This window comes from Microbacterium yannicii PS01 (assembly GCF_000304335.1).
In the GTDB taxonomy this organism is placed as follows: Bacteria; Actinomycetota; Actinomycetes; order Actinomycetales; family Microbacteriaceae; genus Microbacterium; species Microbacterium yannicii_A.
The window spans coordinates 21,159-46,105 of record NZ_CAJF01000017.1; the positions used below are offsets into that span (position 1 = coordinate 21,159).

The window sequence follows — 24,947 nt, forward strand, 5'->3', positions numbered from 1 at the left end:
ACCCGCCCAGCGCGGTCCCGGTGCACCGCCCGGGTGCATCGGGACCGCGTACGCCGCGTCAGCCCTCGTGGTTGTAGTACGGCCAGGGGAGGAAGCGTCGTTCGCCCCGGCGATCAGGACCGTTCAGGGTGATCTCGCCCGTCGCCGCCCACTCGACGCCGCGGGGGAACATCCGGATGAACTCGATGCGCCGGAAGGTGTCGATGTCGTGGCCGATGGTGATCGTGAACGACCGGCCTTCGCCGTACTCGTTGATCCACGCGATGGGCTGGTCGGTGTTCATGCCGGGCAGCGCCGCGATACCGTCCTCCGGGATCGTGACCGGATAGTGCGACATCGGCCACATCGGCGCCTTCTCATACGACTCGAGGTCGTCGAAGGTCGTCAGCAGCACCTGGGCATCGGGGTACAGCTCCACGCCCGTGAGGATGTCATCGCCGGTCACGGTCCAGGTGGGGCTGATCCCCTCGGTGATCTCGTGCCGCGGCTCGGCGGTGCGCAGCACCGCCTCTCCCCAGGGGCGCGGACGCAGGCCCGTCGCCACGCTGAGCTTGGCGCCGCGCATGACGTTGTACTCCTCGGGGTAGCCCCAGTCGTCCTCCTGGGCGGCCGAGCCGTGGAACCACACGATCCCCTTGCCGTCGTCGTGGACGAACCGCAGCAGCGCGGCATCGGTCTGCGCGCCGAACCCGACGGCCTTCTCGTGATAGCCGTCCCGGCCTTCGAACACGACGATGACGACGTCGTACTTGTCGATGACCTCGGCGCCGAGTCCGCGCGGGTCTTCGACGACGCGGACGCGGAACCGCCCGGTGTCTTCGAGCAGCGTCGTGAGCCACTGATTGTGCTGCCGGAAACTGCGGTACTCGTTGTCGTGCTCACGGGTCATGTGACCGGAGAGGATGAGGACGTTCAGCACCTCGGTCATCGTCGAGCTCCTCCGACCGCGACGGCCGCACCGACGCGGGTCCAGGTCGACCCGTTCCGGCTGCTCCCCTCGACCGCGTCGAGCACCTGCTGCACCGACAGGCCCTCGTCGAAGCTGGGGTGCGGGTCGGTCCCGTCGGCGATCGCCGTGACCAGGTCGACGACCTGGTGCGAGAAGCCGTGCTCGTACCCGAGCATGTGACCGGCCGGCCACCAGGCAGCCACATAGGGGTGGGATGCCTCGGTCACGAGGATCTTCGTGAACCCCTGGCGGATGTCGGGGGCCGTGCGATCGTAGAAGCCCAGCGAGTTGAGGTCCTCGAGATCGAACACCAGCGATCCGCGGTCTCCCGACACCTCGATCGAGAGGGCGTTCTTCCGCCCCGTCGCGAAGCGCGTCGCCTCGAACGACGCCAGCGCGCCATTGGCGAGCCGCCCCGAGAAGAGCGCGACGTCGTCGACGGTGACCTCTCCCATGGCCGCCCCGACCGCCCCCTCCCGCTTCGACAGGCTCGGGGAACGCGTCCCCTCCGGCAGCGGTCGCTGCTTCACGATCGTGTCGAGCGTCCCGGTGACCTCGTCGATGCCGAGCCCGGTGACGAACTGCGTCATGTCGATGATGTGCGCCCCGATGTCGCCGAGCGCGCCCGACCCGGCGTGCTCCTTCTGCAGTCGCCAGGCGAGCGGCATCTCGGGGTCCACGAGCCAGTCCTGCCGGTACGCCGCCCGCACCTGCTGCACCCGGCCGACCGCGCCCTCCGCGACGAGGTCTCGCATGAGGGTCACGGCGGGAACCCGCCGATAGGTGAACCCCACCATCGATCGCACGCCGCCCTCCGCCGCGCGGCGAGCGGCCTGTGCCATCGCCTCGGCCTCCGCGACGGAGTTGGCGAGCGGCTTCTCGCACAGCACGTGCTTCCCCGCTTCGAGCGCGGCGATGGCGATCTCGGCGTGCGAGTCCCCCGGCGTGACGATGTCGACGATGTCGATGTCGTCCCGCGCGATGACCTGGCGCCAGTCCGTCGCCGCCTCGACCCAGCCCCACCGGGCTGCGGCATCCGCCACCGTCTCGGCGTTGCGGCCGACGACGACCGTCATCTCGACGTCGCGCGGCAGTTCGAACATGCGCGGAGCCTGCCGCCACCCGACCGAGTGGGCGGCGCCCATGAAGCCGTGGCCGATCATCGCCACGCGCAGCGGGGTCATGCGAGAACGACCTCGCGCTGCACCGGAACCCGGTTGGTCACGTACCGGCCGGGCCCGCCGTCGACGCCCGGCATGATCTGCATGTACAGCAGCCGCATGGTCAGGACGACCTCGATCGTGAGCTTCTCGCCGCCCGCGGGGCTGTGATCAAGAGGGATGACGACCTCCGGCTTGTCGGCGACGAACCAGAGGGTGTCCCACTGCTCGGGCAGCTCCTCGATGCGGTAGCTCGTGCCGTTCAGTTCGAACCGCAGATCATCCTTGGGAACCGGAACGCCGTTGACGGATGCCGCGACGTCATCGACGGCCGACAGCCAGAGGCTCCGGTACCAGGGCAGCTGCACCGAGACGGCGATCGCGTCGTCGCGTCGGCGGACGTCCGTGTCGGAGAAGAGCGAGTTGTGCGTGGCCATGGCGGGTTCCCTTACCTGACTGTTCCGGCTGCGGCGCCGGCTGCGACGGATTCTTCGATGGCGCGGCGCATCAGCGCGTGCTGCTTCTTCACGAGGTCGATCGGGTCGGACTCGCCCAGATCGGAGAAGGCGTGTCCCTCCCATTCGCTCGAGAGGTAGCCCTGGTAGCCGCCCTCGACGAACTGGCGGACGATCCGCGGGATGTCCATCGCGGGCTCTTCCCCGTCGGCACCGATGTCGTAGAACTTCGCGTGGACGTGGAAGATCTGCGGCATGATGTCCAGCCACTCCTCGGGCGGGACCAGTCCGTGCATGTTGAACGCGAGGCGCGTGAACGGCCCGAACCGCAACGGGTCGACCCCCTCGCTCGTCAGGTAGTCCTCGAACTTCTGGTTGCGCACGTGCATCGGCGTCGGCTCGTGCCAGATCTCGTCCATCACCGGGAAGTGCTTCTCGTCCATCCCCATCTGGCGGAGCGTGCGCAGCAGCGTCGGCGAGAGGCTGTGCATCGTCGACGAGAAGTCGGCGGTGAAGCCGAGCCGGTCGGACTGCAGCTCGTCGTACATCTCGCGCATCTGCAGCACCTGCGGGTCGTTCGGTCCCGACGGGGCGTGGATCTCGTAGCCGAGCTTCTGGTCGTACTTCTCCGCCAGCGCAAGCAGGCTGCGCAGCAGCTCTTTTCCGTGGGAGCGGATGACGACCTTCTTGAACCCCAGCGTGTGCGCCGTCTTGAGCTGTCGCGCGAGGAAGTCGTGCTCCTCGTCGGGCGTCATGTCGCGGTCTTTCCGACGCCCCATGTCGAGGTTGGTCCCGACGGCGCTCGGCTCGAGGCCGTAGCGGTCCAGGCTGTCTCGCCACAGGCGGACGAACTCGTCGTCCACGTCGGGGTAGGTGCGCAGCATCTGGGCGATGTTGAATTCGATCCCGGGTCCGAGACCCTCGTCCGCCGCCGCCTTGATCAGCGTCTCGGGCGTGTACAGCCCGGCAGCGAACTCGGAGGTCAGCGAGTAGAGAGTGATGCCCAGTTTGATACCGGTTCCGGCGATGCCGTCAGTCATGTTCCTGGTCCTTGAGGTTCGAGGATCAGCCGCGGACGGGCTGAGCGAGATGGGTGGAGAGGAGGTCCCGAGCCTCGGCGGCGTCGGTGACCATGCGGCTTCCGGCATCCGCCGCCGCCGACCGCTGCACGGCCTGCTCGCCGGCGATGATCTCGAAGGGGCTCTGCCAGTGGTTCCAGTGCCAGCCTTCGTACTCGCTCGAGATCGCACCCGAGTAGCCGTTCTCGACGAGCAGGCGGACGAGGTCGCGAACCGGGACCGAGGGCTCCTCGCCGTTCTCGTCGATGCCGAAGAACTTTCCGTGAACGTGGCGGATCCACGGCATGATCTCGAGCCAGTCGTCGACCCGGGCGGGGCCGAAGAGCCCCGTGCCGTTGATGCCGAAGTCGATGCCGAGATCGGGACGCCCGTTCTGCGCCGCAAGGCCGATGAATCGTCCGAACCGCTGTCCGTGCTCGGCCTGGTCGGCCGGCGGGCCCTGCTCGTAGAACTCGTCCCACAGGCCGGTGACCTGTGCGAGCAGCTCTTCGGACGCGCCGCGTCGCCGGTACGCCTCGATGAGCGAGGGGGCGAAGCCCGAGACAGTCGCGCCCCAGTCCATCGTGAAGCCCAGGTAGGGCGAGGCGACCTTCTCGTAGCGGTCGCGGAGCGCGAGGATGCGCGGGTGGGAGGCGTACTGATCGGCGTGCACCTCGAGGGCGAGCGTGACGCCGTGCTCCTCGGCGATGGGAGCGAGCTGCTCCATCGAGTCGGGGGTGAGCGAGATCTGAACGCGAGCGATCGGGAAGCCGAGCGTCGCCGCGGCGACGATCTGCCGTCGCATGTACTCGATGAGCTCGTCCTGGTTCAGCAGACGGTCCCGATGGATGCCGATGTCGGCGTTCACGGCGAGCGACGTCGTGACGAGCCCGACCTCGTCCACGAGGTCGCGGAACCAGCCGGCGAACGTGTCGTCGATGTCGGGGAACCCGCGGAAGCTCGAGAATCCGATGATCTCGAGGCCCGGACCGTACCCGTCGGCGGCCACCTTGCGGATGAGGCCTTCGAGGTCGTACTCGCGGCCGTGGAAAGCACGCGTGAAGCTGTACAGGGTCACGCCCTGGATGGGCGTTCCCGGCCCCTCCGCCTGTCCAAGCGCGCTCATGCCGCCACCGCCTTCATGGTCTTCTTGTCGTGCTCCTCGATATGGAGCACCTCCGAGTCGGAGATGACGATGTACGGGATGAAGAGCGTCAGATCGACCTCGACCTCATGCTCGGCATCCGGAGCCGCCGCCACATCTCCCGACAGAACGGCCGAGTCGAGCGGGAACCACCACTCGTCGGTGTTCGTCGCCAGCTCGGCGAAGGTGAACTCACGGCCGTTCATGGTCCACCGGAGCGAGTCCGGGTCGGCTGGAATCCCGTCGATGGTGAGGCCGGCGCCCGCGATGCAGGATCCGGGCAGCGCGCGGTACCAGGGGATGCGAACTTCGACCGCGGCACGTGCGCCGTCGCTCGTGAGCGTGCCCTGCTCGATGATGCGGTCCGGAATCACCGGGACCTCCTCGTCTCTGTGGGCGGGCGATGCCGCCGACACCTTTGTCTTGATTCCTGCAGTCTAAAGTTCTTTTTCAACATAAGCAAGGCCCGGGCTGGCGGTGACGGCGCGGCCGAGCTCGGCCGCGATGCGCCGAGCGCCCCGCACCGCGAGGGCGACACTCGTCAGTGTCGGATTGCATGCCGTCGCCGTCGGGATCACGCCGTTGCCGGCGACGAAGAGGCCGGGAACGGCCCACACCTGGCTGTCGGGGTCGCAGACGCTCTCGCCGTCATCGGCCCCACCCATGCGTGTCGTGCCCTGGTAGTGAAGCGAGGCTCCGAGCGGCATCGTGAACGGACGCGGGTCCAGCGGGTCTCCGACGGCCGTCCCCATGCGCACGATCTCCTCGCGGCCACGCGCCAGCACGGCCTGATCCGTATCGGTCAGGCGGTAGTGGATGCGGATCGCCGGCATCCCGTACGCGTCCGTGGCGACATCGTCGAACGCGACCCGGTCGTCTCGCCGAAGGTCCTTGGCGCAGAAGAGCCCCAGCCCCACGATCGATCCGGGCTGGACCGGATCATCGACCGCGAGCGGCACCGGCGACGCGTCCAGCTGCATGACCTGGCCGTGGAACGGCACGTCGTCGGTGAAGGGCACCCAGCTGACACCGCTGTACTCGGCGAGAGTGCCGTCAGCCGGCACGTCGGTGTCGAGCGGCGGCACGTCGCGGAGCCGCACCGCGAAGACGATCTGCGCCTGGTCGTTGAGATAGCGACCGAGGGCGGGTGGGCGGATGCCGGAAGCCCACAGCAGCTGCGGAGTGCGCAGCGCGTCGCCGGCAGCAACGACGAATCGCGCCCGGACGATATGGGTGCCGCCGGAGCGCAGATCCCGTACCTCCACCCCGGATGCCTGCCCGTCCTCGAGCAGCACGCGAGTGACGAGGGACTCGTCGTGCAGGGTGAAATTCGCGTTTGCACGCGTCGCCTCCCCCAGCACCACATCGGACCCCGACCAGACGAGCCGTCCATCCCCGCGCCGGTGCACCGCGAGCGGCATCCGCTGGACGCGGGTCGCGTCGATGCGTCCCTCATCGACGGCTCTTGCCAGCCGGTCACGCACCAGATCGCCGAACGGCGAGCCGTCGAAGGCATGGGTGGTGACGCCGAGCAGTCGCTCGGCCTCGTCGAGCAGCTCGTCCAGGTCGGGAAGGAACGCGATGCGCTCACTGCCGCCGGGCCGCGGGCAGGCCGCCGTCCAGTGCGCGGCCATGCCGCCGACGTTGCTCGACATCGCCGCGACGGGCAGACCGTCCTCGCCCGGCTGCTGGTATCCCTCTTCGAGGAGGAACGTACCGGCCCGGGCCAGGCGCTGACCGCTCTTGACGGCTCCCGGGTTGCTGACGGTTTCAGCTGACGCTGCGGGTCCCTGCGAGGCGTGCTGGGCGGCGGCGCGTCGCGCCGGATCCTCGATGTTCTTGACGTGGGCTCCCGGCGGGTCCGAGACGGTCGGGCCGACCTCGAACATCGCGACGACGGCATCCGGCGCCCGCTCGCTGAGGATGCGCGCGTAGGCCGCTCCGGTCGGACCGCTCCCGACGATGACGACATCGACGTCGTCCGGGAAAGATCTCTCGGTCATGCCGTCGCCGCCAGCTCGACGATCCGCTTCACCGACTCCGCCGACGCGGTCTGCGGGTAGTACTCGAGCCCGATCGGGCCGTCGTAGCCCGACGCGCGCAGGTCGCCCAGCCGGGCCGGCCAGTCGATCGTCCCCGTACCCGGTTCGCCGCGCCCGGGAGCATCAGCGAGCTGGACGTAGCGGATGAGGTCACCGGCGTTCGCCAGCTCGGCCGCGACATCCTCGCCCTCGACGGTGGAGTGGTAGAGGTCGTAGAGCACCCCGAAGAACGGCGAGTCGACACCGCGTGCGACGTAGACCGCCTCGCTCGTGCGATCCAGGAGCGAGCCGGGGTGGTCGACCCGCACGTTGACGGGCTCGAGGACGAGCGTGATGCCCGACCCCGCGATCTGGGCGTCGGCCTTCTGGTAGATCTCGATGAGCTTGTCGAGCTGCACCTGTCGCTTCCACCCGCCGAAACCGGTCCCGCTTCCGACGACGATCCGGGGCGTGCCGAGCAGGTGAGCGATCTCGACGCCCTCATCGAGCTTGCGGTAGAACTCCGAGTGGTCCCACGGCGGGATCATGAACTGCGTCCGCGGCTCGGAGAGCTGGGCCGTCAGCTGCGTGCCGGTCTCTTCCAGCGCCGCTTTCAGCGCGGGCAGGTCCTTGGGCGTGGCAGGGGCGTCGGCGCCGGTCGGTCCCCACATCTCGACGGCGGTGAATCCGGATGCCGCCGCCGCACGCACGCGGTCGTGATAGTCGCCGGCCTCGGTGTAGAGGAGTTCGATGTTCGGGGCGAGCTGGTACATGGTGTCCTTCGGAATCGGGGTTGGTGAGCAGCGCCCGGAGCGAGATCCGGGCGTACACGTCGGGTAGGTCAGCCCTTGAGGCCGCCGGCGAAACCCTGGATGAAGCGCTTCTGCGCGAAGAGGTAGAAGGCGAGGATCGGGATCATGGAGACGATGACGATGGCGAAGATCTTGTTCCACGAGGAGACGAGCGAGCCGATGTAGTAGTACATCGCCACGGGAAGCGTCTGGTTCTCGGATCCGCCCAGGAAGATCAGGGAGGTGAAGAAGTCGTTCCAGACGATCAGGCCCGCGAGGATCGCCACCGTGCCCGTCGCGGGCGACATCAGCGGAAGCACGATGCGGAAGAAGATCTGCGTCCGCGAGGCGCCGTCGATCGTCGCCGCCTCTTCGTACTCGGTGCCCAGGCTCCGGAAGAAGCCCGCGTAGAGGAAGATCGAGAGCGGCAGGAGCATCCCGGTGTACAGGATGACCATGCCCCAGATCGAGCCGGTCAGTCCGATGGTCCGCGCCCCGATGTACAGCGGGACGGTGCCCAGCTGCGTCGGCAGCACGATGGCGATCAGGAACAGGTAGAACACCGCTCGGCTCCAGCGCCGCGTGCTGCGTGCGATCACGTATCCCGTGAGCGCACCCAGCAGCACGAGCCCGAGAATGCTTCCGGCGGTGATGATGACGCTGTTGAGCAGACCCTGAAGCACGTTCGAGTTGCCCTGCGCCGTCAGCACCTCCAGGAAGTTGCTGAAGTCGATACCTGTGGGCGGTGCCAGGTTCGAGGTCGTGATCACCTCCTCGTCTGACTTCAGCGCCGTGGTCACGAGGAAGTAGAACGGCGCGAGGAAGAGGATGGCGAGCACCCAGAAGAGGATCTCGCGAAGACCGGTGAGTCTGGTGTAGCGGAACATGTCAAGCCTCCTCAGGGCGACCGCTGGTCACTCGCTGCTGTATGACGGCGAACACGAGGATGATCACGGTCAGCAGGAGCGCGAGAGCCGCGCCGTAGCCGAAGTTTCCGAGCGCGAACGACTCCTTGTACACCTGGGTCGCGAGCGTCTCGGTGACACCGGCGGGGCCACCGCCGGTGAGTGCCATGATCTGATCGAAGACCCGCAGCCCGTTGACGAGCCCGAGTGTCGTCGCGATCGCCACGGCGGGGCGGATGGAAGGCAGGGTGACATGCCAGAAGCGCTGCCAGAGGTTGGCGCCGTCGATCGCGGCAGCCTCCTCGATCTCGACCGGCACGGCCGCGAGGCCGGCCATGTAGATCACCATGGCGAATCCGATGTTCTGCCACACGATCACGACGAGCACCGTCCAGATCGCCCACGTGGGGTCGGCGACCCATGCCTTCGCGAACTCGCCGAGCCCCATCCCCCGCAGGATCACGTTGATCGGGCCGTTGAAGTCGAAGATGAACTTCCACACGTACGACACGGCCAGGGGGCTCAGGACCACCGGCATGAAGAAGAGCACGCGAAGTGCGTAGCGGGTCTTCAGACCGCGATTGAGCCCCAGCGCGATGGCGAGCCCGGCGATGTTGCTGAGGATCACGGACGCGAACGCCAGGAAGAGCGTGTTCGTGAGGGCGCCGATCTGCGTCGGATCGTTGAAGATCGCGATGAAGTTGTCGAGGCCGATCCAGCGGAAGTCGCCGATCCCCGACCAGTCGGTGAAGGCGTAGAAGCCGCCGATCGAGGTGGCCACGTAGTGGATGGCGAGGACCATGAGGATGCCGGGCAGCGCCCACCACCAGTAGCCGAACTTCAGCAGGCCCGGCCGGCGCGGTGCGACGTCCCGCCGACGACCTCTGCGGTCGCGCTTGGGTACGATCAGCGCCTCGGTCTCGGAGTTCAAGGTGGCGGTCATGATTCCTCGTCTTCGTACGTCGTCGTGCAAAGGCCGGGCGGCCGCCCGGAGCTTTCCTCCGGGCGGCCGGTTTCGGTCACTCGCCCCAGGCTGCGTCCATGTCCTGCAGCACCTGGTCGATCGTCTTCTGCCCGGTCAGCAGACCCTGCACACCCACCTGCAGCGCTTCGTAGACCGAGGGGTTCGGCCAGATGTTGTTCGGCAGGGGCGCGTAGGCACCGTCGGCGAGCAGGTCCACCACCGGCGAATAGATCGTGTCGCTCAGGTCGAGCTCCTCGTACGAGGAGACGGGAAGCAGACCCGACGCCTCGTAGTAGATCTCCTGGGCCTCAGAGGTGGCGAGCCACTCCACGAATTCGGCGGCAGCGTCCTTCTTCTCCGACGCGGCGTTGATGGAGATCGTGTAGTTGGAGCTCGCGATGATGTACGGGGTTCCCCCATCCGCTGCGGGGAACGGCTGGACCTTGAAGTCGGCCTCCGGCGGAGCGGCGGTCGCGATCTCCACCGCCGAGCCCGACGGGATGAAGCTGCCGACCGAGAGGCCCTGCGCCAGACCGTTCGTAATGGCGTCGAAGCCGGCACCCTCTGCGCCCGCCTGGAAGCAGCCGCCCTCATTCAGGTCGATGACCGTCTGCAGGGTGTCGGCCCATCCCTCGCTCTCCGCGAAGGTGGTGTCACCGGCTGCCCGCTGCTCGTTCCAGTCCGGCGTCTCGCCGTACACCCGAGTGGCGGCGATGCCCTGCGCCGTGAGGCCGGCGTTCGGTCCGGCGGCCCCGGCGAGGGCAAGCAGCGACTTGCCGTCGGCGGCGAGCGCCGAGCATGCGTCGTAGAGCGCGGCCTCGTCGGCGGGCCACTCGTCGAGTCCGTTCATGGCGGCGGTGCCCATACTGGCGACGACACCGGCGATCGTGAAGTCCATGGGCTGGCCGTAGACGTCGCCGTCGATCTCGAAGATGGTCTCGCTGCCGGCGGGGACCAGCGACGCGGCGGTGTCGCCGAGCGGCTCGAGGAAGCCGGCCTCGGCGAGGGGGATGATGCCGCGGGCGTCGCCCGATCCCGGGGTCGTCTGCACGACATCGGCAGCATTGCCGGCCTGGAACTGCGTGCGGATGGTCTCGCCGTACTTGTCGTTCGGCGTCGGGTTCGTCGTGATGGTGACGTCGGGGTTGGCCTCCATGTACGCGTTCGCGAGCGTCTCGTACGGAGACTCGAGGTTGTTCGACGTCGCGAACGTGAAGGAGAACTCGGCAGAACCGGAGTCGCCTGACTCGCCGGACTCGCCGCCAGAACCTGAGCAGCCGGCAAGGAGGAGAGCTCCGAGCACGGGGATGGCGACGATCGCTCCCCGGCGACGGGCCGAGGGACTGTGCTGTGTCATGTCCAGCCTTTCTGACTTCGTTGTCGGCGGCTCGATCGTTCGAGCGCCTGTGCTGTTCCACCAGTATCGCCGGGATGTGCCAGAAACGCACATAAGTAATGCGGATATGCGGCATAAGCCGCACCGGCACGGTCACTCCAACGCTCGGACATGACGATCGCCGCCGAGGGGGAGGCCCATCGGCGGCGATCGTCGGCTTCGTCAGGCCGGAGAGGCGGCCCGCATGGAGGAGCGGATCAGGTCGTGCTGTCTGCGGACCAGCACGAGCGGGTCCACCTCGCCGAGCTCGGCGAAGGCGTGACCTTCCCACTCGCTCGACCAGTAGCCGCGATACCCGCCCTCCACGAAGACGCGCACGTGCGCCGGATAGTCGATCGCCGGCTCCTGACCGCCCTCGTCGATGTCGTAGAACTTCGCGTGCACGTGCAGGATCTGGGGCATGATCTCGGCCCATTCGTGCGGGTCGACGTGACCGTGCATGTTGAAGGCGAGGTGTGCGAAGGATCCCAGCCTGCCGGGATCGAAGTCGCGGCTCACCAGATAGGCGATGAACTCCTCCTGGCGCTCGCGCATCGAGGCGTCGGTGGCCCAGATCGCCTGCAGTCGCTCCAGCGCCTCGTCATCGAGTCCCGCCCGGCGCACCGCCCGCAGAAGGGTCGGCGACATCGCGCGCATGGTCGACGAGAAGTCGGCGACGAAGCCCAGCAGCGGTGAGTCCAGCTCGGCGTAGGTCTCGCGGACGCGCAGGATCGGATCCGCGTTCGGTCCCATGGGCGCGTGGATCTCGTAAGCCAGCTTCAGCTCGAGGCGCTCGGCGACCGGGAGGAGCCGGCGCAGCAGCTCCGGGCGGGCGCTCTGGATGCGAACGAGCGGGAACCCGAGCTTCTGAGCGCCGCGAAGCATCAGCTCGCTGAACTCGAACTCCTCGTCGGGTGTCATGTCGCGGTCCCGGCGACGGCCCATGTCGAGATTGGCCCCGAACGAGCTGGCGTCGAATCCGTGCCGGTCGAACGCCGCACGCCATGACCGGACGAACGCGTCCGAGACGACCGGGTACGTCGGCACCATCTGCGAGGCCACGATCTCGATGCCGGGCCCGATGCCCAGCTGCGCCACCCGGTCGAGCAGCCCGTCGAAGTCGAACCACCTGGCCCGGAATTCCGCACTCGCCGAATAGAGCGTCAGCCCGAGCCGGAACGGGTCCGCCTCCGTCGCCGGCGGCGGGGCGGTGACGTCGCTCACGAGCGCCGGGGGCGCGGCATCCTGATCCGTCGCCGTCAGGGTGAGCGTCTGCCGCACCACGTTCGGGACGTAGAGTCCCGGACCACCGTCGCGCCCGGGGGCGATCTGCATGTACGGGAGGCGCATCTCGCCGAGGATCGCGACCTCGTGCGTCTCACCCAGGGTGATCGGCCGGTCGCGCCGGACGATCAGCAGCGGATGCTCCTGCAGGTACCAGAGCGTCTCGCTCTGCTGCGCGAGGTCGTGGATCGCATAGCGGGTTCCGCCCAGTTCGAAGGCGAGGTCGCTCTCTTCGACGTCCTCGCCGTCGATCGTCAGACGCAGTGCGCCGACCGACGAGAGCCAGAGGCTGCGATACCAGGGAAGGGTGAGCGACAGTGCGAGACCCTCGGGGTGCCGGCGCAGGCTGTCCTCGGCGAGCAGGCCATTGGGCATGATGCGTTTCCTTTCGTCGATCGGATGCCGCGAGTCACAGTCGCGAGGCGACCCGACGCATGAGCGAGTGCTGGCGGCGGATCTGTTCGACCGAGCGCCACGGCGCGCGGTCCCCCTCGTACTCGCTCGAGAGCCAGCCGGTGTAGCCGGCGTCCTTCAGCCCCCGCAGCACCGGCTCCCACGGGATCTGCTGATCCTGGAGCTCGTCATCGATGTCGTGGAATTTCGCCTGGACGAACACGATGTACTCGCCGATGTCGGCGAGATCGCCCGGGTCGACGCCGATGCCGTCGAGGAACGCCGGGCGGGTCGCGCGAGACTCTCCGGGGCGCAGCGGGATCGGTCGGTCCTGGAAGATCCCGGTGTCGATGAGCAGGCCGAAGTGCCGCGTCCCGGTGCGCTGGATGAGAGACACGTAGTCGTCGACCACGGGGTGCTTGATCGGCGTGGGCGAGTGGATCTCGGGACAGATCACCACATCGAGCTCGTGAGCGAGGTCGAGGCTGCGCTCGATCGACTCCGTCCAGATCGGGTCCGGCACGAGATCGCCCGAGACGACCCCGATCTTCGGACGCACGAACCCGAATCCGAGCCGCGCCGCCAGACGGAGGTCGCGCTGAAGCATCGCAGCTCCCTCGCTCGCGGTGAGAGAACGGGCGCGGGGGCCGCTCGAGTGCAGCCGCGTGTCGATCCACGAGCCGTAGTTGGTCGGCTGCAGCGAGTACTTCTCGAGCAGGGCGAACCAGCGGTCGATCCATTCCGTCGTCGGCTCGGGATAGCCCGCCACGTGCCCCTCACCCAGGATCTCCACGCCCGTCGCTCCGACATCCGCGACGTGCGCGAGAGCGGTCTCGAGATCGAGCACCGTTCCGAAGTCGTGCATGAAGCTGTAGAGCGAGACGCCGTAGCGGAAGGGTCCGCCGTCCTCGTTCGAGGTCAGCGTGATGTGCCTGGTCGCCCGGTAGACCGACGGCTGATGCTCGACCGGGATGTACGACATGCGCAGCCGCAGCTCCACCGACACCTCATGGACGCCCTCCGGGAGTCCGCCCGGAAGCGGCACGGTCACCACGGCGGGCTCTTCGAGCTGCCAGCGCACGCCGTCGCTCTCCCACAGCTCGGCGAGGCTGTACGTGCGATTCCCGAAGGTCCAGCGCGGAACCTCGGGTCCGACGTCCACGATGTCGCCGACGCGCACCGCGATGCCGTCGACGAGCGAGGCCGCCATGCCGCGGTACGACGGCATCCGGACGTGGAACTGGAAGCCGGTGATCCGGTCACCCTCGACGATGTTCCGGAAGCCGGCGGACTGGAGGAGGTCTCTTTCGAGAAGCATCGGTGCTCGCTCTCTGTGAAGGGATGCCGCATCCGGTCGACGTCGACGGGAGGGCGGCCCTCCCACTCTAGAGTGTTCTGCACGAATCAGACATAAGCAAACCTGATTCGCACCTTGAGCTTCGTCTATCACCGACTCACCACACTCATCGGCGCGGACGATGTTCTCTGGCGCTCGAATAGACGGCATTGATACAGTGACCTCACGCGTCCTTACCCGGAGGATCACACCGTCGTGACCGACCACGCCCTGCTCTCGCGCCTCGATCTCAACCTGCTGGTCGCGCTCGACGCCCTGCTCACCGAGCGGAGCGTCACGCGCGCCGCCGAGCGTCTGCACCTGAGCCAGCCGGCGCTGAGCGCTTCCCTCGGCCGCCTGCGCACCCACTTCGGAGACCAGATCCTGGCGCGTCGGGGCAACACCTACGAACTCACGCCGTTCGCCGTGCGGCTCGCCGAGCACACGGCCGCCGCCCTCGAAGCGGCACGACGCGTCTTCGAGAGCCAGGCGTCCTGGTCGCCGGAGGAGTCCACCCGCGAGTTCTCGATCTACGGGTCGGACTACGGCTTCGTCACCGTCGGAAGCGTCGTGTCGCGCCTGGCCGCCGAACGGGCACCGGGCGTGCGTTTCCGGTTCATGCTGCACAACCCGACCATCGTCGAGGACGCCGCCTCGAAGCTGCGGTCCGTCGACGGCATGATCATCCCGCACGGCCCGTTGTCGGACCACCCGTACGTCGACCTCTGGCACGACGACTGGGTCGCCATCGTCTCCACGTCCAACGACGCCGTCGCCCACGCCCTGACCATGGACCAGCTGGCAGAGCTTCCGTGGGTGATGACGTACCAGACCCGCTCGGCCTTCACCTCTGCGGGGCGCCAGGTGCAGCAGCTCGGCATCGAGCCGCACGTCGAGGTGATCGTGGAGAGCTTCCTGTCGATGACCCACTTCATCGCCGGCACCCAGCGCATCGGCGTGATCCAGACGGCGATCGCCCCCCTGGCCGTGCGGGCGGGCGGCGTGCGGGTGGTCCGGCTGCCCTTCACTCCCACGCCGTTGACGAACGCGCTGTGGTGGCATCCGGTGCACGGCCGCGATCCTGAGCACGCCTGGATGCGCGAGCTCTTCGTCGAGGCAGGACGAGTGGTGGATGCCGGCGCCCACGTCGCCGACCCCCCGCTGATCTGACCCCATTCATCTGACCGCCGCGGACGCGCCCGTGGCCACTCGCCAGGACACGCCGTAGAACGGCGGGCGCGGCGGCGGGTTCTGGCGAGTCGCGGCAGGAAGGCCGCGTCAGAGCGGTCGAAGCCACACGTAGCCGAAAGGCTCCAGGGTCAGGCCGTCGTGCCGGCGCCCGGTGACGGCGTCGACGCCCGAGACGGACGGAGCAGATACCGCCTCTTCGCTGACGTTCACCACGGCGAGCACGTCGTCGGCCGTGCCGGCGGCCCGCCGCACGGCGAAGAGACGATCGTCGAGCCTCTCCACGCGCTGATCGGCGAACGGTGAGAACCCTGCGAGCGACCGCCGCACCGTCAACAGCCGCCGCAGGCCCTCGAGCATGCCGCGGCGGCGAGCAGAGCCGGCGAGCTCCCGGCTGAGCCGCTCGGCGTCCAGGACCTCGCGATTGATCCGCCGGGGGATGCCGCTCTCTTCCATGCCGCCGCGGTCCTGGCCGGAGCCGAGAAGCGAGTGGTAGTAGACGGCCGGAACGCCGATCACCGACAGCAGGATGGCGTGGGCTGCCAGTCCGCGAGTCACGGCATCCGCGTCCGGATCGCCGGACGCCGGGCTCACGAGCGCGTCGAGGAAGTTGGTGTTGAGCTCGTAGACACCCTCGGTGCCATCGGCCCGGCGGGCCATCGAGACCCTTCCGCCGCGCGCGATCGTGCGCTCCACGAGCAGCGCGCGGTCGTCGTCGGTGAGCAGACCCTCCGTGGGGCGGATGCCGATCCCGTCGTGGCTCGCGAGGAAGTTGAACCAGGTGGCGGAGTCGCTGACGGGACCGATCCTCGACGCCCACTCCGACAGGGCGGTCGCGCGCCCCGTGACGAATGCGTGCAGCACGAGCGGCGGCAGTGCGAACTGGTACACCATGTGCGCTTCGTCGGACCCGTCGCCGAAGTACGTGATGTTGTCGGCATGCGGGACGTTCGTCTCGGTCAGGAGCAGCGTTCCGGGCGCCAGCGCGTCGACGAGAACGCGCCAGATGCGGATGATCGCGTGCGTCTGCGGCAGATGGATGCACGTCGTTCCCGACTGCTTCCACAGGTACCCGATCGCGTCGAGGCGCACCGTGGTCGCTCCCCGGGAGAGATATCCGAGCAGCACGTCGGTGAGTTCTCGCAGAACAGCGGGGGTGCTCGGATCGACGTCGACCTGATCAGGGCCGAACGTCGTCCACGCGTGCGCGACGGTGCCGTCGGGTCGGTCGTAATCGTGCGTCAGGGGGCTGGTCCGGGGACGCACGACATGAGACGTGTCGAAGTCCTGGCCGGGCTCGAGGAAGTACCCGGCGTAGCGAGGATCGCGGGCGAGCCAGCCCTGGAACCACGGACTGGAGCTGGAGAGGTGGTTGGCGACGAAGTCGAGCGCGAGCGCGTGGTCCGCGCGCAGGTCGGCGACGTCCTCCCAGGTGCCGAGCTCCGGGTTGACCTCCCGATGATCGACGACGCCGAAGCCGTCGTCCGAGGTCCACGGATAGATCGGCAGCAGGTGAACGTCGGTGACGGCATCCCTCACGTGCGTGCGCAGCACGTCGGCGAGCGTATGGAGTGGCGTCTCGCCCTCCCGGCGGAACGCGTCGCCGTAGGTGATGAGGTAGGCGGTGCCCTCGTCGGGCCGCCCCCGGTCGGCGGGATGGAGCCGCGGCGCCCAGCGCTGCGCGAGGTCGGTGAGGGCGTCGAGGACCTCGTCGGCACGTCCGGGGTAGAGCCCCGAGACGAGCGGCTCAAGGCGCCGGCGGAGCAGGTCGATGTCGACGTCGGTCATGCGGTGCGTTCCTCCAGCAGTCGGCTCACCAGTCGCAGGCCGTGGTCGTCGAGCTCGGCGATCCGGTCGGAGAACCCCCGAAGCCCGGGCGCCTCGAGCACCACCCGTGCCCACTCGTCGCGAAGAGCGAACTCCGGACGGGCGACGAGACAGTCCGGGTCTGTCGTCCACAGGCGTCCGTGCTGCCAGGCCCTCGCTTCGAGCGACATCCGTCCGCGAAGCCCTTGCGACCCATCCTCGCCGCCCTCGTGGAACGTGTCGGGTGACACGCGCATCGCATCCACGAGTCCGACGCTGGGGAGCATCGGGGCACCGCACCCGAGCAGATACGCGTCCTCGCCCATCACGTCGCGGATGAGCGCGAGCCCCGAGCGGTATGCCGTGATGGGTGTGGCGTCAGGATCGTGACGATCGCCGGGCACCGCCCCGGAGTAGAGGAAGTCCAGCTTGAGGTAGTCGACCCCCAGCTCGCGCACGCCGGTGAACACCGTCGTCAGGTATTCGCGCACACCGGGATGGGTGAGGTCGAGACCGACGAGATCGTCGCCCCAGTTGTATCCCGCCGGTCCCACGAGCCAGTCCGGATGCCGTCGGGCCAGGACGGAGCCCGCGCCCACCGAGAACGGCGCCAGCCAGAGTCCTGCTCGTCTGCCGCTGTCGGCGATGGCGGCGACCGCGTCAGGCAACGAGCCGAAGTCCGGGTCGGGCCTGGTCCATTCTCCGGTCCCGAGGCTCCAGCCGTCGTCGATCTGCACGACATCCACCGGAAGGCGGTGCTGCTCGATGGCCTCGAGATTCTCGAGCACATCGGCCGCTGTGACCGCTTCGAAGTAGCGGTACCACGTGCACCAGACGCGCGGAACAGCGGGGTTCTTCCGTGCCCCCATGCGGACGCCGAACCGCTCGCCGAAGTCCGCGAGCGCCGGATGATCCCTGCCGGGCGCGACCGCGGCATCCGTCGTCCACTGCGCGATCGGCGCTTCCGCCTGCACCACGACGCGGTCGCCTCGCCACTCGGCACGGATGGACGGGACGACGCGAGAGGCGTCGAGCGTCGCGTAGACCCGCGACGGAGCGCCCTCGCCCGGATCGACGACGAGGAGTCCCTCGCCCTGAACCCCCTCGTCGGGGAGCGGTGTGCCGGGCCGGAAGCGCATGAGGTGCTGCCAGCCCTCCGCCGGGCGGTGCGCCGGGGCAGCCCGGTCGTACCAGGTGGTGGGGCTCCAGCTCTGCCACCCCTCCGCGTAGACGCGCGCGGACGGCGCGACGGGCACCTCGTCGATGATGGTCATGCCGCGGCCGCCCTTCGTGTCGCGCTCGTCAGGACGAGGTCGCTCGGATGCACCGGCGCTCCGCCCGCCTCGGCCGAAGCGACCGCGGCGAGTCCGAGCCGCACCGAGGCCAGGACATGGTCCGCGGCGTTCTCAGGCTCGCGCTCTTCCGCGATCGCGGAGAGCAGCTCCCCCATCGCGCCGGCGAATCCGTCGGTGAACCACTGCCCCTGCAGCGCGAACGGCGCGCGTGCGCCGTCGTGGTCGAGCTCGAGGAAGTCGCTGCCGAGAAGGACGCTCCCCCGGAGCGTGCCCGCAGTCCCGTGAATCCAGAACGGACAGCCGCCGGACCGGGTGCGGGCGTCGCCGACGATGCGCACCGAGCCGCTGGCCCCCGAGCTCGTCGAGATCTCGACGCCCGCATGCCACGGGTTCCGCGCGGAGTCGGGCTGACCCGGCACGCGCGAGTCGAAGGCCGAGACGCGCTCCGCGCTCGAGCCCTCGAGCCAGCACCGCGTGATGTCGATCCAATGGACGAGATAGTCGGCGAGGAGCATGTGGGGGACATCGTCGAAAGGGGTGCCGGCCAGCGGCGGCAACGGCTTGTCGTGGAGGTGCGTGACGCCGACGACCTCGCCGATCGTCCCGTCCCGGACGAGCAGCGTCGCCAGCCTCCACGCCGGCGCCCAGCGGGCGTTCTGGTTGACGGCGACCCGGAGCCCCCGATCGCGGGCGAGCTCGAGCACCTGCCGCAGCCGAGGGAGTTCGGATCCGTCGACACTCAGCGGCTTCTGCGCGAGCACGTGCTTGCCGGCGCGCACCGCCGCCTCGATCAGCTCGAGCCGGCCCGTCGGCCCGGTTGCGATGTCGACGACCTGAACAGATGGGTCCGCCATGAGGTCGGCCACCGAGGTGTGCACCGTCCCGATCCCGAAGTCTGCGGCGAGCGCTCGCGCCGATTCCGCGGTGCGCGAGGCGACGGCGACCACGGGGATGCCCCACGCGGCGTAGGCGGGAAGATGCGCGGACCGCGCGATGGCACCCGCGCCGACCAGTCCCACGCGCGCCGGGGAGGTCGGGATGCGGGGTCGGTAGTCCGGAAGATCGATCATCGCGCGCGCTCCGGAGCGGCATCGAACCGGAGGACCGCCTGCAGGATCTGCGGGTCTCCCGCGTCGAGACGCTCGAACACCGTGGCGACGTCCGCTGCCCCGACGACATCGGTCACGAGCGCGGCAGCGTCGACCGCCCCCGCCAGGATCAGCTCCATGACGGTGCGGACCAGCCGCGGCTGGTCCCATCGCCCGCCGAGCGCGACGGGCACCCCCGAGATCTGAGAGGCCACGATCCGCACGCGGTTGTGATGGAACTCCTCGCCGAGCCGCAGATTCGACGCGCCGCCCTGATAGAAGCCGGATGCCGCGACCAGCCCTTCCTCGACGACGCACCTCACCGCCTCGTGCAGCGCCCGGTCGGAGCCCGAGAGCTCGATCGCGCTGTCGGCGCCGCCCCCCGTCACCTCGCGGATGTAGGCGCCCGCCCCACCCGGACGGGCCGCGTCGATCGTCTCGACGGCGCCGAAAGCAGCGGCCATCGACAGACGCCCCGGGACGGTGTCGACGGCGTAGACCCGGCCGCCCGACAGGCTCGCCAGCCGTGTGGCGAGCAGTCCGATGACACCCTGCCCGAAGATCGCGACACGCTCCCCGAGCCGGACGTCCGCCGCGAGCACGCCGTTCAGAGCGATGGAGCCCACGCGGGCGAACGTGCCGAGGATCGGATCGGCACCGCCGGGCAGCTTCCGCCTGGCGAGAGCGGATGCCGGCAGCACGGCGTCGCTGCGGTGACCCCAGATCCCGTGGACCACATCGCCGGGGCGCAGCGCGGTGACGTCGTCGGCCACCTCGACGACCTGGCCGACTTCGGAATACCCCCACCCCTGCACGGGATAGGCGAAGCTCGGCTCTCCCGGCACGAAGAGCCGGCGCGTCGCGTCCCACGTCGAGGTGAGGTAGGGGTTCGTGCCGCGGTAGGCGGTCAGCTCGGTGCCGGCCGAGATCCCCGAGTACCAGGTCGCGATCCGCACTGCCCCCGGCGTGAGCGGAGCGCTCTCGGTCTCGACCAGCTCGACGCGCCCGGGTTCGGTGAATTGGACGATATGAGGCACGGGGACGTGCGCTCCTTTCGTGATGGGAGGGTGACGGATGCCGCGGCATGCGGCGAACGTGCGCTCAGCCCTTCTCGGCCCCGGCGGTGAGACCCCCGACCAGGAGGCGCTCGGAGGCGAAGAACAGGATGATGATCGGAAGAGTCAGGATGACCGATCCCGCCATCAGCACGGTCGTGGGAACCTCGATGCTTCCCGACAGCTGCGACAGACCGAGCGAGACCGTCCACGCGTCGCGCTTCTCGACGAGGAAGAGCAGCGCGAACAGGAACTCGTTCCACGCGATCATGAAGATGAAGAGTCCGTTCGACACCAGCGCCGGCATCGCCAGCGGAAGGCTGATCCTCCACATCGTCTGGAGCCGGCCGCATCCGTCGATGGCCGCCGCTTCTTCGAGCGAGACCGGAACGGTCGCGAAGTAGTTCCTCAGCGTGTAGATCGACACCGCGGCGACCTGCGAGACGTAGACGACCACGAGAGCCACCAGGGACCCCCGCAGTCCGAGCTGCGTGAAGAAGACGAACAGCGGCACGGCGAGAAGGATCGCCGGGAAGAAGTAGACCGCGAGGAACAGGCCCGACACCTGACGGCGGCCGAAGAACTGAAGCCTGCTCACGGCGTACGCGCCGGGGATGGCGACCAGGAGCGTCAGCACGACGGTGCTCAGCGCGACCAGCAGCGAGTTCCGCATGAAGACGATGAAGCCCTGGCCGCCGTCCGAGACGGGCGCCAGCACCTCGACGTACGTCGAGAGGTCGAGCTCTTCGATCGAGATCCACAGCGCGCCGGGATCCTGCAGCAGCGACTCGAGCGAGCGGAAGCTCATCAGGACCATGTAATAGAAGGGGAAGACGGCCACGATCAGCAGCAGCGCGATGACGACGGGCTTGAGCACCGAGAGGAGCACGTTCTCGACGCGGTCGCGGCCGACGCCACGGCGTCGCGGGCGTGGCGTGGAGGTCTTCTCCAGTGTGGTGACGGTCATGCCTGCTCCTCCTGTCGGCCGAAGAGCTTGAGATAGACCCCGACGAGGACGGCGAGGATGGCGGCGAGCACGAGCGCCTGCGCCGCGGCTGCGCCGATGTCGCCCCGGGCCGTCATGTAGTCGAAGACGCGCACCGCGACCACCTCGGTTCCGGCGCCACCGCCGGTGAGCAGGTAGATGTCGTCGAAGTTGTTGAACGTCCAGATGAACCGCAGCACGCACAGTACGGCGATCGTCGGGAGCAGCTGCGGCCACAGGATGTGCCAGAACCGCTGGGTGGGCGTGGCGCCGTCGATGCGCGCGGCCTCGTCGAGCACGTCCGGCACCGCCTGGAGCCGTGCGGTCAGGAAGAGGAAGGCGAACGGGAAGGAGCGCCACGCCTCGAAGCAGATCACCGTGAACAGCGCGATCGGGAAGTCGATCTCCCAGCCGAAGATCGAGATGGGCAGCGACCGCTGCGACAGGAAGGCGACAGGCTCCTCCCAGCCGAGCACCGTCGTGCCGAACCAGTTCACGAACCCGTACTGCGGGTTCAGCAGGGTGGACCACACGAAGGTGGCCGCCACCACCGGGGCGACGTAGGGCAGAAGGAGTGATGCGCGGATCAGACCGCGGCCGCGGAACGGCTTGCGCAGCGCCAGGGCGGCGATGAGCCCGATGCCGATCGCGAGCGCCGTCCCGCACACCGAGTAGACGATCGTCGTCCACAGCGCGCCGAGGAAGCCGGGAGAGGTCAGCACCTCGACGAAGTTGTCGAGCGTGTACTCCCCGATGATGCCGGTGTCGCGGATGTTGAGCAGCCGCACCTGCTGGAACGCGAGGGCGACCGCCCAGACGATCGGGATGATCACGGCCACCGTGATGATGATCAGGGTGGGACTGATCAGCAGGAGGCCCGCTCGATTCTCTTCGCGGCTGCGACGGGACCGACCCCGCCGAGCCGGGAGCAGGTGCTCTCCGGCCCGGGCGTCCTCGTCGTCGTCGGGGACGGGGGCGGACCCGACAGGTCCGACCCCCCAGCCAGCTGAGTCACTGGAGCGACTCCTGGACGGATCGCGCCGCCTCGGCCGCGGTCGCCGCCGCCTGCTCGGCATCGCCGCCCTGAGAGACCTCGTTCACGGCCGTGGCGACGGGCTGCTCACCCTGCAGCGCGCCGAGCAGGTCTCCCTGTCCCTGGGGAATCGCCCACCGCGCGATGTCCTCCGGTCCGGCCGCGACGGCCTCCAGCACCTCGGGCGCGTAGAAGTCCGACAGCGGAGCCTTGGTGTCGACGCCCGCGGGGAGCGTCGCCCACAGGTCGGAATACACCGTCGGCTCGTCCGCAGTGCCGAACCGCACCGGGACCTTGCCCTCGGGCGCGATCGCGATCCAGTCCTCGTACCCGTCGCTCATCATGTACTCGATGAAGGCCTGCGAGTCCTCGGCGTTCGCACCGTCGGTGATCGTCCACGACGTGATCTCACCGAACTGGGCGGGCCCCTCGCCGTCCGGCCCGGCGATGGAGGTCACGACGCCCGTGTTCGCCGCGAGGAACGCGGGGTCTGCCTCGCACTCCGGGCAGTTCGGCTTGGCGTCCTCGCGCAGGCCCGCCATCTCGTCCAGCACGAAGCTCGACCAGATGAACATCGCCGCGTCGCCGGCGAAGTAGGTCGCGCGTGTCGTGTCGACGTCCTGCGATCCGGGGACGGAGTAGTTGCTGGTGAGGTCGCCGTAGAAGCTGAGCGCCTCGACGCAGGGCGCGGAGTCGAGCTCGATCTCGCCGTCTTCGTTCACCAGCTCGCACCCGTTGCCCAGCGCGACCTGCTCGAACGTCTGCTCGGTGAACGCGTCGCCGGGCGCCGTCGCGCCGACGAAACCAGCCAGCTCGGGCGAGTTCAGCGCCTCTGCCGCCTCGAGGATCTTGTCGTAGCTGTCGGGGGCATCCAGGCCGGCCGCTTCGAAGAGGTCGGACCGGTAGAAGAGCATCTGCAGCCACGACTCGCTCGGCACCGCGAGCTGGGTGTCTCCGTCAGCCGTAAGCTCGAGCGCGCGCTCCGAGAACGTCGAAGGATCGAGCGCGTCGACGGCGGCTGCCACGGCGTCGGTGTCCAGGAGTTCGTTGGCCGACAGGGTTCGCACCTGCGGAAGCGAGATGCCGCCGATCACGTCGGGGAGGTCTCCGGCGGCCGCCGACGACGTGATGAGCTGAGCGAACTGGTCTTCGGCGACAGAGACGACCTCGACCTCGACTCCCGACTCCTCTTCGAAAGCGGCGACGATCTCTTCGGTCGCCGCGACCCGATCGGGAAGGTCTTCCTGGAGCCAGAACGTGATGCCTTCGGCGTCATCGCCGCCGTCGTCGCCGCCGCCGGCGGTACAGCCCGCCAGCACCAGCGCTGCCGCGCAGACCGCTGTGATGGTGACTGCTGTGGAACGGATCTTCACCGTACGCCTCCTCGCGCTTCATCGTGCAGGTGTGCTCGGCCGCGCCACCGCGGCGGATATGTATAGAAGCTAGGTGCGTTATGTCTAGCTGTCAAGCATAATTAGAATCGTCAGCGGACAGGAGATACACCCGATGCCCGGACCCGGCGACGTTCTGGACCTCATTCGCGAACGTGGCGCCCTGACGCGCGGAGAGGTTCTCGAGCACACGGGGCTCTCGCGCATGACGGTTTCGAGCCGCATCGACGCCCTCCTCGAGGCCGGGCTGCTCGTGGAACAGGGGACCGATCGCGTCACGGGCGGCCGGCCCTCGCGCCGGCTCGAGTTCAACCTGGCGCACGGGTCGGTGGTGACGGCATCCGTCGACACCACCCACACCACCGTCGCGATCACCGACCTCGCCGGCCGCATCCGCAGCGAGCGCCGCGTGGACGTCGCCGTCGCGGACGGACCCGTGCGCACCCTGGACGCCGTCGTCGACGCCACCCGCGCCCTCGTCGGCAGCTCGAACGGTCTCGAGGGCATCGCTGCGATCGGGATCAGCGTTCCCGGCCCGGTCGATCCCGACACCGGGCGCCCGAGTCAGCCGCCGATCATGCCCGGCTGGGACGGCTACCCGATTCCGGAGCACCTCACCGACGCGCTGGGCGTGCCCGCCCTCGTGGCGAACGACGCCGACGCGGCGGCGCTGGGCGAGCAGCGCAGCGCTCACCCGAACTCGCGGTCCCTGTGCTTCATCAAGGTGTCGTCGGGCATCGGGACGGGCATCGTCCTCGGCGGCCAGGTCTATCGCGGCACGGACGGCGGCGCCGGCGACATCGGCCACGTGAAGATCGCGGGGTACGACCACCTCGTCTGCCAGTGCGGCGCACACGGCTGCCTCGCTGCCGTCGCCTCGGGTCGCGCCGTGGCGCGCGCCCTCACCGATCTGGGCAAGCCGGCGTCGTCCGCGTCCGATGTCGGGGCCTATCTCGCCGACGGGGATCCCGACGCCGCCCGGCTCACGCAGCAGGCCGGACGCGTTCTCGGCGAGGTGGTCGCCACCGTCGTGTCGCTCCTCAACCCCGCCGAGGTGGTCCTCGGCGGCATGCTCGCGTCGGCACCGCTCCTCACCGGCGTGCGCGAGACGCTCTACCCCCGATCGCTGCCCCGCGCCACCCGCCATCTGACGGTCAGTCTGTCGACGCTCTCCCAGCGGGCGGCGACGGTCGGGCTCGCGGCGCTCGTCGTCGACCGCGAGTACTCGCCGGCGGCCGTAAACAGGGCCCTGAGCAGCTGAGCCGCCGGAC

The 24,947-nt window shown here is 68.9% G+C and carries 22 protein-coding genes; 2 read left to right on the forward strand and 20 right to left on the reverse strand.

What is annotated here, in order from left to right:
- Nucleotides 1-58: 58 nt before the first annotated feature.
- The 13 genes from WYM_RS10975 to WYM_RS11035 form a co-directional block, all read right to left on the reverse strand.
- Nucleotides 59-928, reverse strand: a complete 870-nt coding sequence (locus WYM_RS10975; protein ID WP_019180882.1) for a ThuA domain-containing protein — start codon at nucleotides 926-928, stop codon at nucleotides 59-61.
- A complete protein-coding gene (locus WYM_RS10980; protein ID WP_019180883.1) occupies nucleotides 925-2,133 on the reverse strand; it encodes a Gfo/Idh/MocA family protein in 1,209 nt (402 codons plus the stop codon). The genes WYM_RS10975 and WYM_RS10980 overlap by 4 nt, the downstream gene beginning before the upstream one ends.
- On the reverse strand, nucleotides 2,130-2,546 hold the full coding sequence (locus WYM_RS10985; RefSeq protein ID WP_019180884.1) for a C-glycoside deglycosidase beta subunit domain-containing protein: 417 nt from the start codon (nucleotides 2,544-2,546) through the stop codon (nucleotides 2,130-2,132). Before WYM_RS10985 ends, WYM_RS10980 begins: the two co-directional genes overlap by 4 nt.
- 11 nt (nucleotides 2,547-2,557) lie before the next feature.
- Nucleotides 2,558-3,604 carry a sugar phosphate isomerase/epimerase family protein gene (locus WYM_RS10990; RefSeq protein WP_019180885.1) on the reverse strand — a complete coding sequence of 349 codons (1,047 nt, stop codon included), beginning with the start codon at nucleotides 3,602-3,604 and terminating at the stop codon, nucleotides 2,558-2,560.
- 25 nt (nucleotides 3,605-3,629) lie between these two features.
- Nucleotides 3,630-4,748, reverse strand: a complete 1,119-nt coding sequence (locus WYM_RS10995; protein ID WP_019180886.1) for a sugar phosphate isomerase/epimerase family protein — start codon at nucleotides 4,746-4,748, stop codon at nucleotides 3,630-3,632.
- Nucleotides 4,745-5,140 (reverse strand): C-glycoside deglycosidase beta subunit domain-containing protein, encoded by a 396-nt coding sequence (locus WYM_RS11000; RefSeq protein ID WP_026059744.1) that lies wholly within the window; start codon nucleotides 5,138-5,140, stop codon nucleotides 4,745-4,747. The genes WYM_RS10995 and WYM_RS11000 overlap by 4 nt, the downstream gene beginning before the upstream one ends.
- Before the next feature lie 63 nt (nucleotides 5,141-5,203).
- A complete protein-coding gene (locus WYM_RS11005; RefSeq protein WP_019180888.1) occupies nucleotides 5,204-6,769 on the reverse strand; it encodes a GMC oxidoreductase in 1,566 nt (521 codons plus the stop codon).
- Nucleotides 6,766-7,560, reverse strand: coding sequence for a TIM barrel protein (locus WYM_RS11010; RefSeq protein WP_019180889.1), 795 nt, complete (start codon nucleotides 7,558-7,560; stop codon nucleotides 6,766-6,768). The genes WYM_RS11005 and WYM_RS11010 overlap by 4 nt, the downstream gene beginning before the upstream one ends.
- Nucleotides 7,561-7,628: 68 nt before the next feature.
- Nucleotides 7,629-8,465 carry a carbohydrate ABC transporter permease gene (locus WYM_RS11015; protein WP_019180890.1) on the reverse strand — a complete coding sequence of 279 codons (837 nt, stop codon included), beginning with the start codon at nucleotides 8,463-8,465 and terminating at the stop codon, nucleotides 7,629-7,631.
- Between the two features lies 1 nt (nucleotide 8,466).
- Nucleotides 8,467-9,426 carry a carbohydrate ABC transporter permease gene (locus WYM_RS11020; RefSeq protein ID WP_019180891.1) on the reverse strand — a complete coding sequence of 320 codons (960 nt, stop codon included), beginning with the start codon at nucleotides 9,424-9,426 and terminating at the stop codon, nucleotides 8,467-8,469.
- A 76-nt stretch (nucleotides 9,427-9,502) separates the two neighbouring features.
- Nucleotides 9,503-10,804 (reverse strand): extracellular solute-binding protein, encoded by a 1,302-nt coding sequence (locus tag WYM_RS11025; RefSeq protein ID WP_019180892.1) that lies wholly within the window; start codon nucleotides 10,802-10,804, stop codon nucleotides 9,503-9,505.
- A gap of 201 nt (nucleotides 10,805-11,005) precedes the next feature.
- Nucleotides 11,006-12,481 (reverse strand): C-glycoside deglycosidase beta subunit domain-containing protein, encoded by a 1,476-nt coding sequence (locus WYM_RS11030; RefSeq protein ID WP_019180893.1) that lies wholly within the window; start codon nucleotides 12,479-12,481, stop codon nucleotides 11,006-11,008.
- Between the two features lie 34 nt (nucleotides 12,482-12,515).
- Entirely contained in the window at nucleotides 12,516-13,817 is a 1,302-nt protein-coding gene (locus tag WYM_RS11035; protein WP_019180894.1) for a C-glycoside deglycosidase beta subunit domain-containing protein, read from the reverse strand.
- Nucleotides 13,818-14,051: 234 nt separating this feature from the next.
- Here WYM_RS11035 and WYM_RS11040 point away from each other — a divergent pair, with 234 nt between their 5' ends.
- Entirely contained in the window at nucleotides 14,052-15,005 is a 954-nt protein-coding gene (locus WYM_RS11040) for a LysR family transcriptional regulator (protein ID WP_019180895.1), read from the forward strand.
- Nucleotides 15,006-15,113: 108 nt separating this feature from the next.
- Here the strand turns inward: WYM_RS11040 and WYM_RS11045 are convergent, their stop codons facing one another.
- From WYM_RS11045 to WYM_RS11075, 7 genes are all read right to left on the reverse strand, one after another.
- Nucleotides 15,114-16,811: a sugar phosphorylase gene (locus tag WYM_RS11045; protein ID WP_019180896.1), complete on the reverse strand. Its 1,698-nt coding sequence runs from the start codon at nucleotides 16,809-16,811 to the stop codon at nucleotides 15,114-15,116.
- Entirely contained in the window at nucleotides 16,808-18,103 is a 1,296-nt protein-coding gene (locus WYM_RS11050; protein ID WP_019180897.1) for a glycoside hydrolase family 36 protein, read from the reverse strand. Before WYM_RS11050 ends, WYM_RS11045 begins: the two co-directional genes overlap by 4 nt.
- On the reverse strand, nucleotides 18,100-19,194 hold the full coding sequence (locus WYM_RS19955) for a Gfo/Idh/MocA family protein (protein WP_019180898.1): 1,095 nt from the start codon (nucleotides 19,192-19,194) through the stop codon (nucleotides 18,100-18,102). The genes WYM_RS11050 and WYM_RS19955 overlap by 4 nt, the downstream gene beginning before the upstream one ends.
- Nucleotides 19,191-20,249 carry a zinc-dependent alcohol dehydrogenase gene (locus tag WYM_RS11060; RefSeq protein ID WP_019180899.1) on the reverse strand — a complete coding sequence of 353 codons (1,059 nt, stop codon included), beginning with the start codon at nucleotides 20,247-20,249 and terminating at the stop codon, nucleotides 19,191-19,193. The genes WYM_RS19955 and WYM_RS11060 overlap by 4 nt, the downstream gene beginning before the upstream one ends.
- Nucleotides 20,250-20,313: 64 nt before the next feature.
- Nucleotides 20,314-21,234 carry a carbohydrate ABC transporter permease gene (locus tag WYM_RS11065; protein ID WP_019180900.1) on the reverse strand — a complete coding sequence of 307 codons (921 nt, stop codon included), beginning with the start codon at nucleotides 21,232-21,234 and terminating at the stop codon, nucleotides 20,314-20,316.
- Entirely contained in the window at nucleotides 21,231-22,091 is an 861-nt protein-coding gene (locus tag WYM_RS11070) for a carbohydrate ABC transporter permease (RefSeq protein WP_237739397.1), read from the reverse strand. The genes WYM_RS11065 and WYM_RS11070 overlap by 4 nt, the downstream gene beginning before the upstream one ends.
- A 172-nt stretch (nucleotides 22,092-22,263) precedes the next feature.
- Nucleotides 22,264-23,658 carry an ABC transporter substrate-binding protein gene (locus WYM_RS11075; RefSeq protein ID WP_019180902.1) on the reverse strand — a complete coding sequence of 465 codons (1,395 nt, stop codon included), beginning with the start codon at nucleotides 23,656-23,658 and terminating at the stop codon, nucleotides 22,264-22,266.
- Between the two features lie 133 nt (nucleotides 23,659-23,791).
- Between WYM_RS11075 and WYM_RS11080 the strand changes: the two genes are divergently transcribed.
- Nucleotides 23,792-24,937 carry an ROK family transcriptional regulator gene (locus WYM_RS11080; RefSeq protein WP_019180903.1) on the forward strand — a complete coding sequence of 382 codons (1,146 nt, stop codon included), beginning with the start codon at nucleotides 23,792-23,794 and terminating at the stop codon, nucleotides 24,935-24,937.
- Nucleotides 24,938-24,947 lie beyond the last annotated feature (10 nt).

Coding starts and splice junctions, on each gene's coding strand:
- WYM_RS10975 (WP_019180882.1), bottom strand. CDS start 928: ATGACCGAGGTGCTGAACGTCCTCATCCTCTCCGGTCACATGACCCGT.
- WYM_RS10980 (WP_019180883.1), bottom strand. CDS start 2,133: ATGACCCCGCTGCGCGTGGCGATGATCGGCCACGGCTTCATGGGCGCC.
- WYM_RS10985 (WP_019180884.1), bottom strand. CDS start 2,546: ATGGCCACGCACAACTCGCTCTTCTCCGACACGGACGTCCGCCGACGC.
- WYM_RS10990 (WP_019180885.1), bottom strand. CDS start 3,604: ATGACTGACGGCATCGCCGGAACCGGTATCAAACTGGGCATCACTCTC.
- WYM_RS10995 (WP_019180886.1), bottom strand. CDS start 4,748: ATGAGCGCGCTTGGACAGGCGGAGGGGCCGGGAACGCCCATCCAGGGC.
- WYM_RS11005 (WP_019180888.1), bottom strand. CDS start 6,769: ATGACCGAGAGATCTTTCCCGGACGACGTCGATGTCGTCATCGTCGGG.
- WYM_RS11010 (WP_019180889.1), bottom strand. CDS start 7,560: ATGTACCAGCTCGCCCCGAACATCGAACTCCTCTACACCGAGGCCGGC.
- WYM_RS11015 (WP_019180890.1), bottom strand. CDS start 8,465: ATGTTCCGCTACACCAGACTCACCGGTCTTCGCGAGATCCTCTTCTGG.
- WYM_RS11020 (WP_019180891.1), bottom strand. CDS start 9,426: ATGACCGCCACCTTGAACTCCGAGACCGAGGCGCTGATCGTACCCAAG.
- WYM_RS11025 (WP_019180892.1), bottom strand. CDS start 10,804: ATGACACAGCACAGTCCCTCGGCCCGTCGCCGGGGAGCGATCGTCGCC.
- WYM_RS11030 (WP_019180893.1), bottom strand. CDS start 12,481: ATGCCCAATGGCCTGCTCGCCGAGGACAGCCTGCGCCGGCACCCCGAG.
- WYM_RS11035 (WP_019180894.1), bottom strand. CDS start 13,817: ATGCTTCTCGAAAGAGACCTCCTCCAGTCCGCCGGCTTCCGGAACATC.
- WYM_RS11045 (WP_019180896.1), bottom strand. CDS start 16,811: ATGACCGACGTCGACATCGACCTGCTCCGCCGGCGCCTTGAGCCGCTC.
- WYM_RS11050 (WP_019180897.1), bottom strand. CDS start 18,103: ATGACCATCATCGACGAGGTGCCCGTCGCGCCGTCCGCGCGCGTCTAC.
- WYM_RS19955 (WP_019180898.1), bottom strand. CDS start 19,194: ATGATCGATCTTCCGGACTACCGACCCCGCATCCCGACCTCCCCGGCG.
- WYM_RS11065 (WP_019180900.1), bottom strand. CDS start 21,234: ATGACCGTCACCACACTGGAGAAGACCTCCACGCCACGCCCGCGACGC.
- WYM_RS11080 (WP_019180903.1), top strand. CDS start 23,792: ATGCCCGGACCCGGCGACGTTCTGGACCTCATTCGCGAACGTGGCGCC.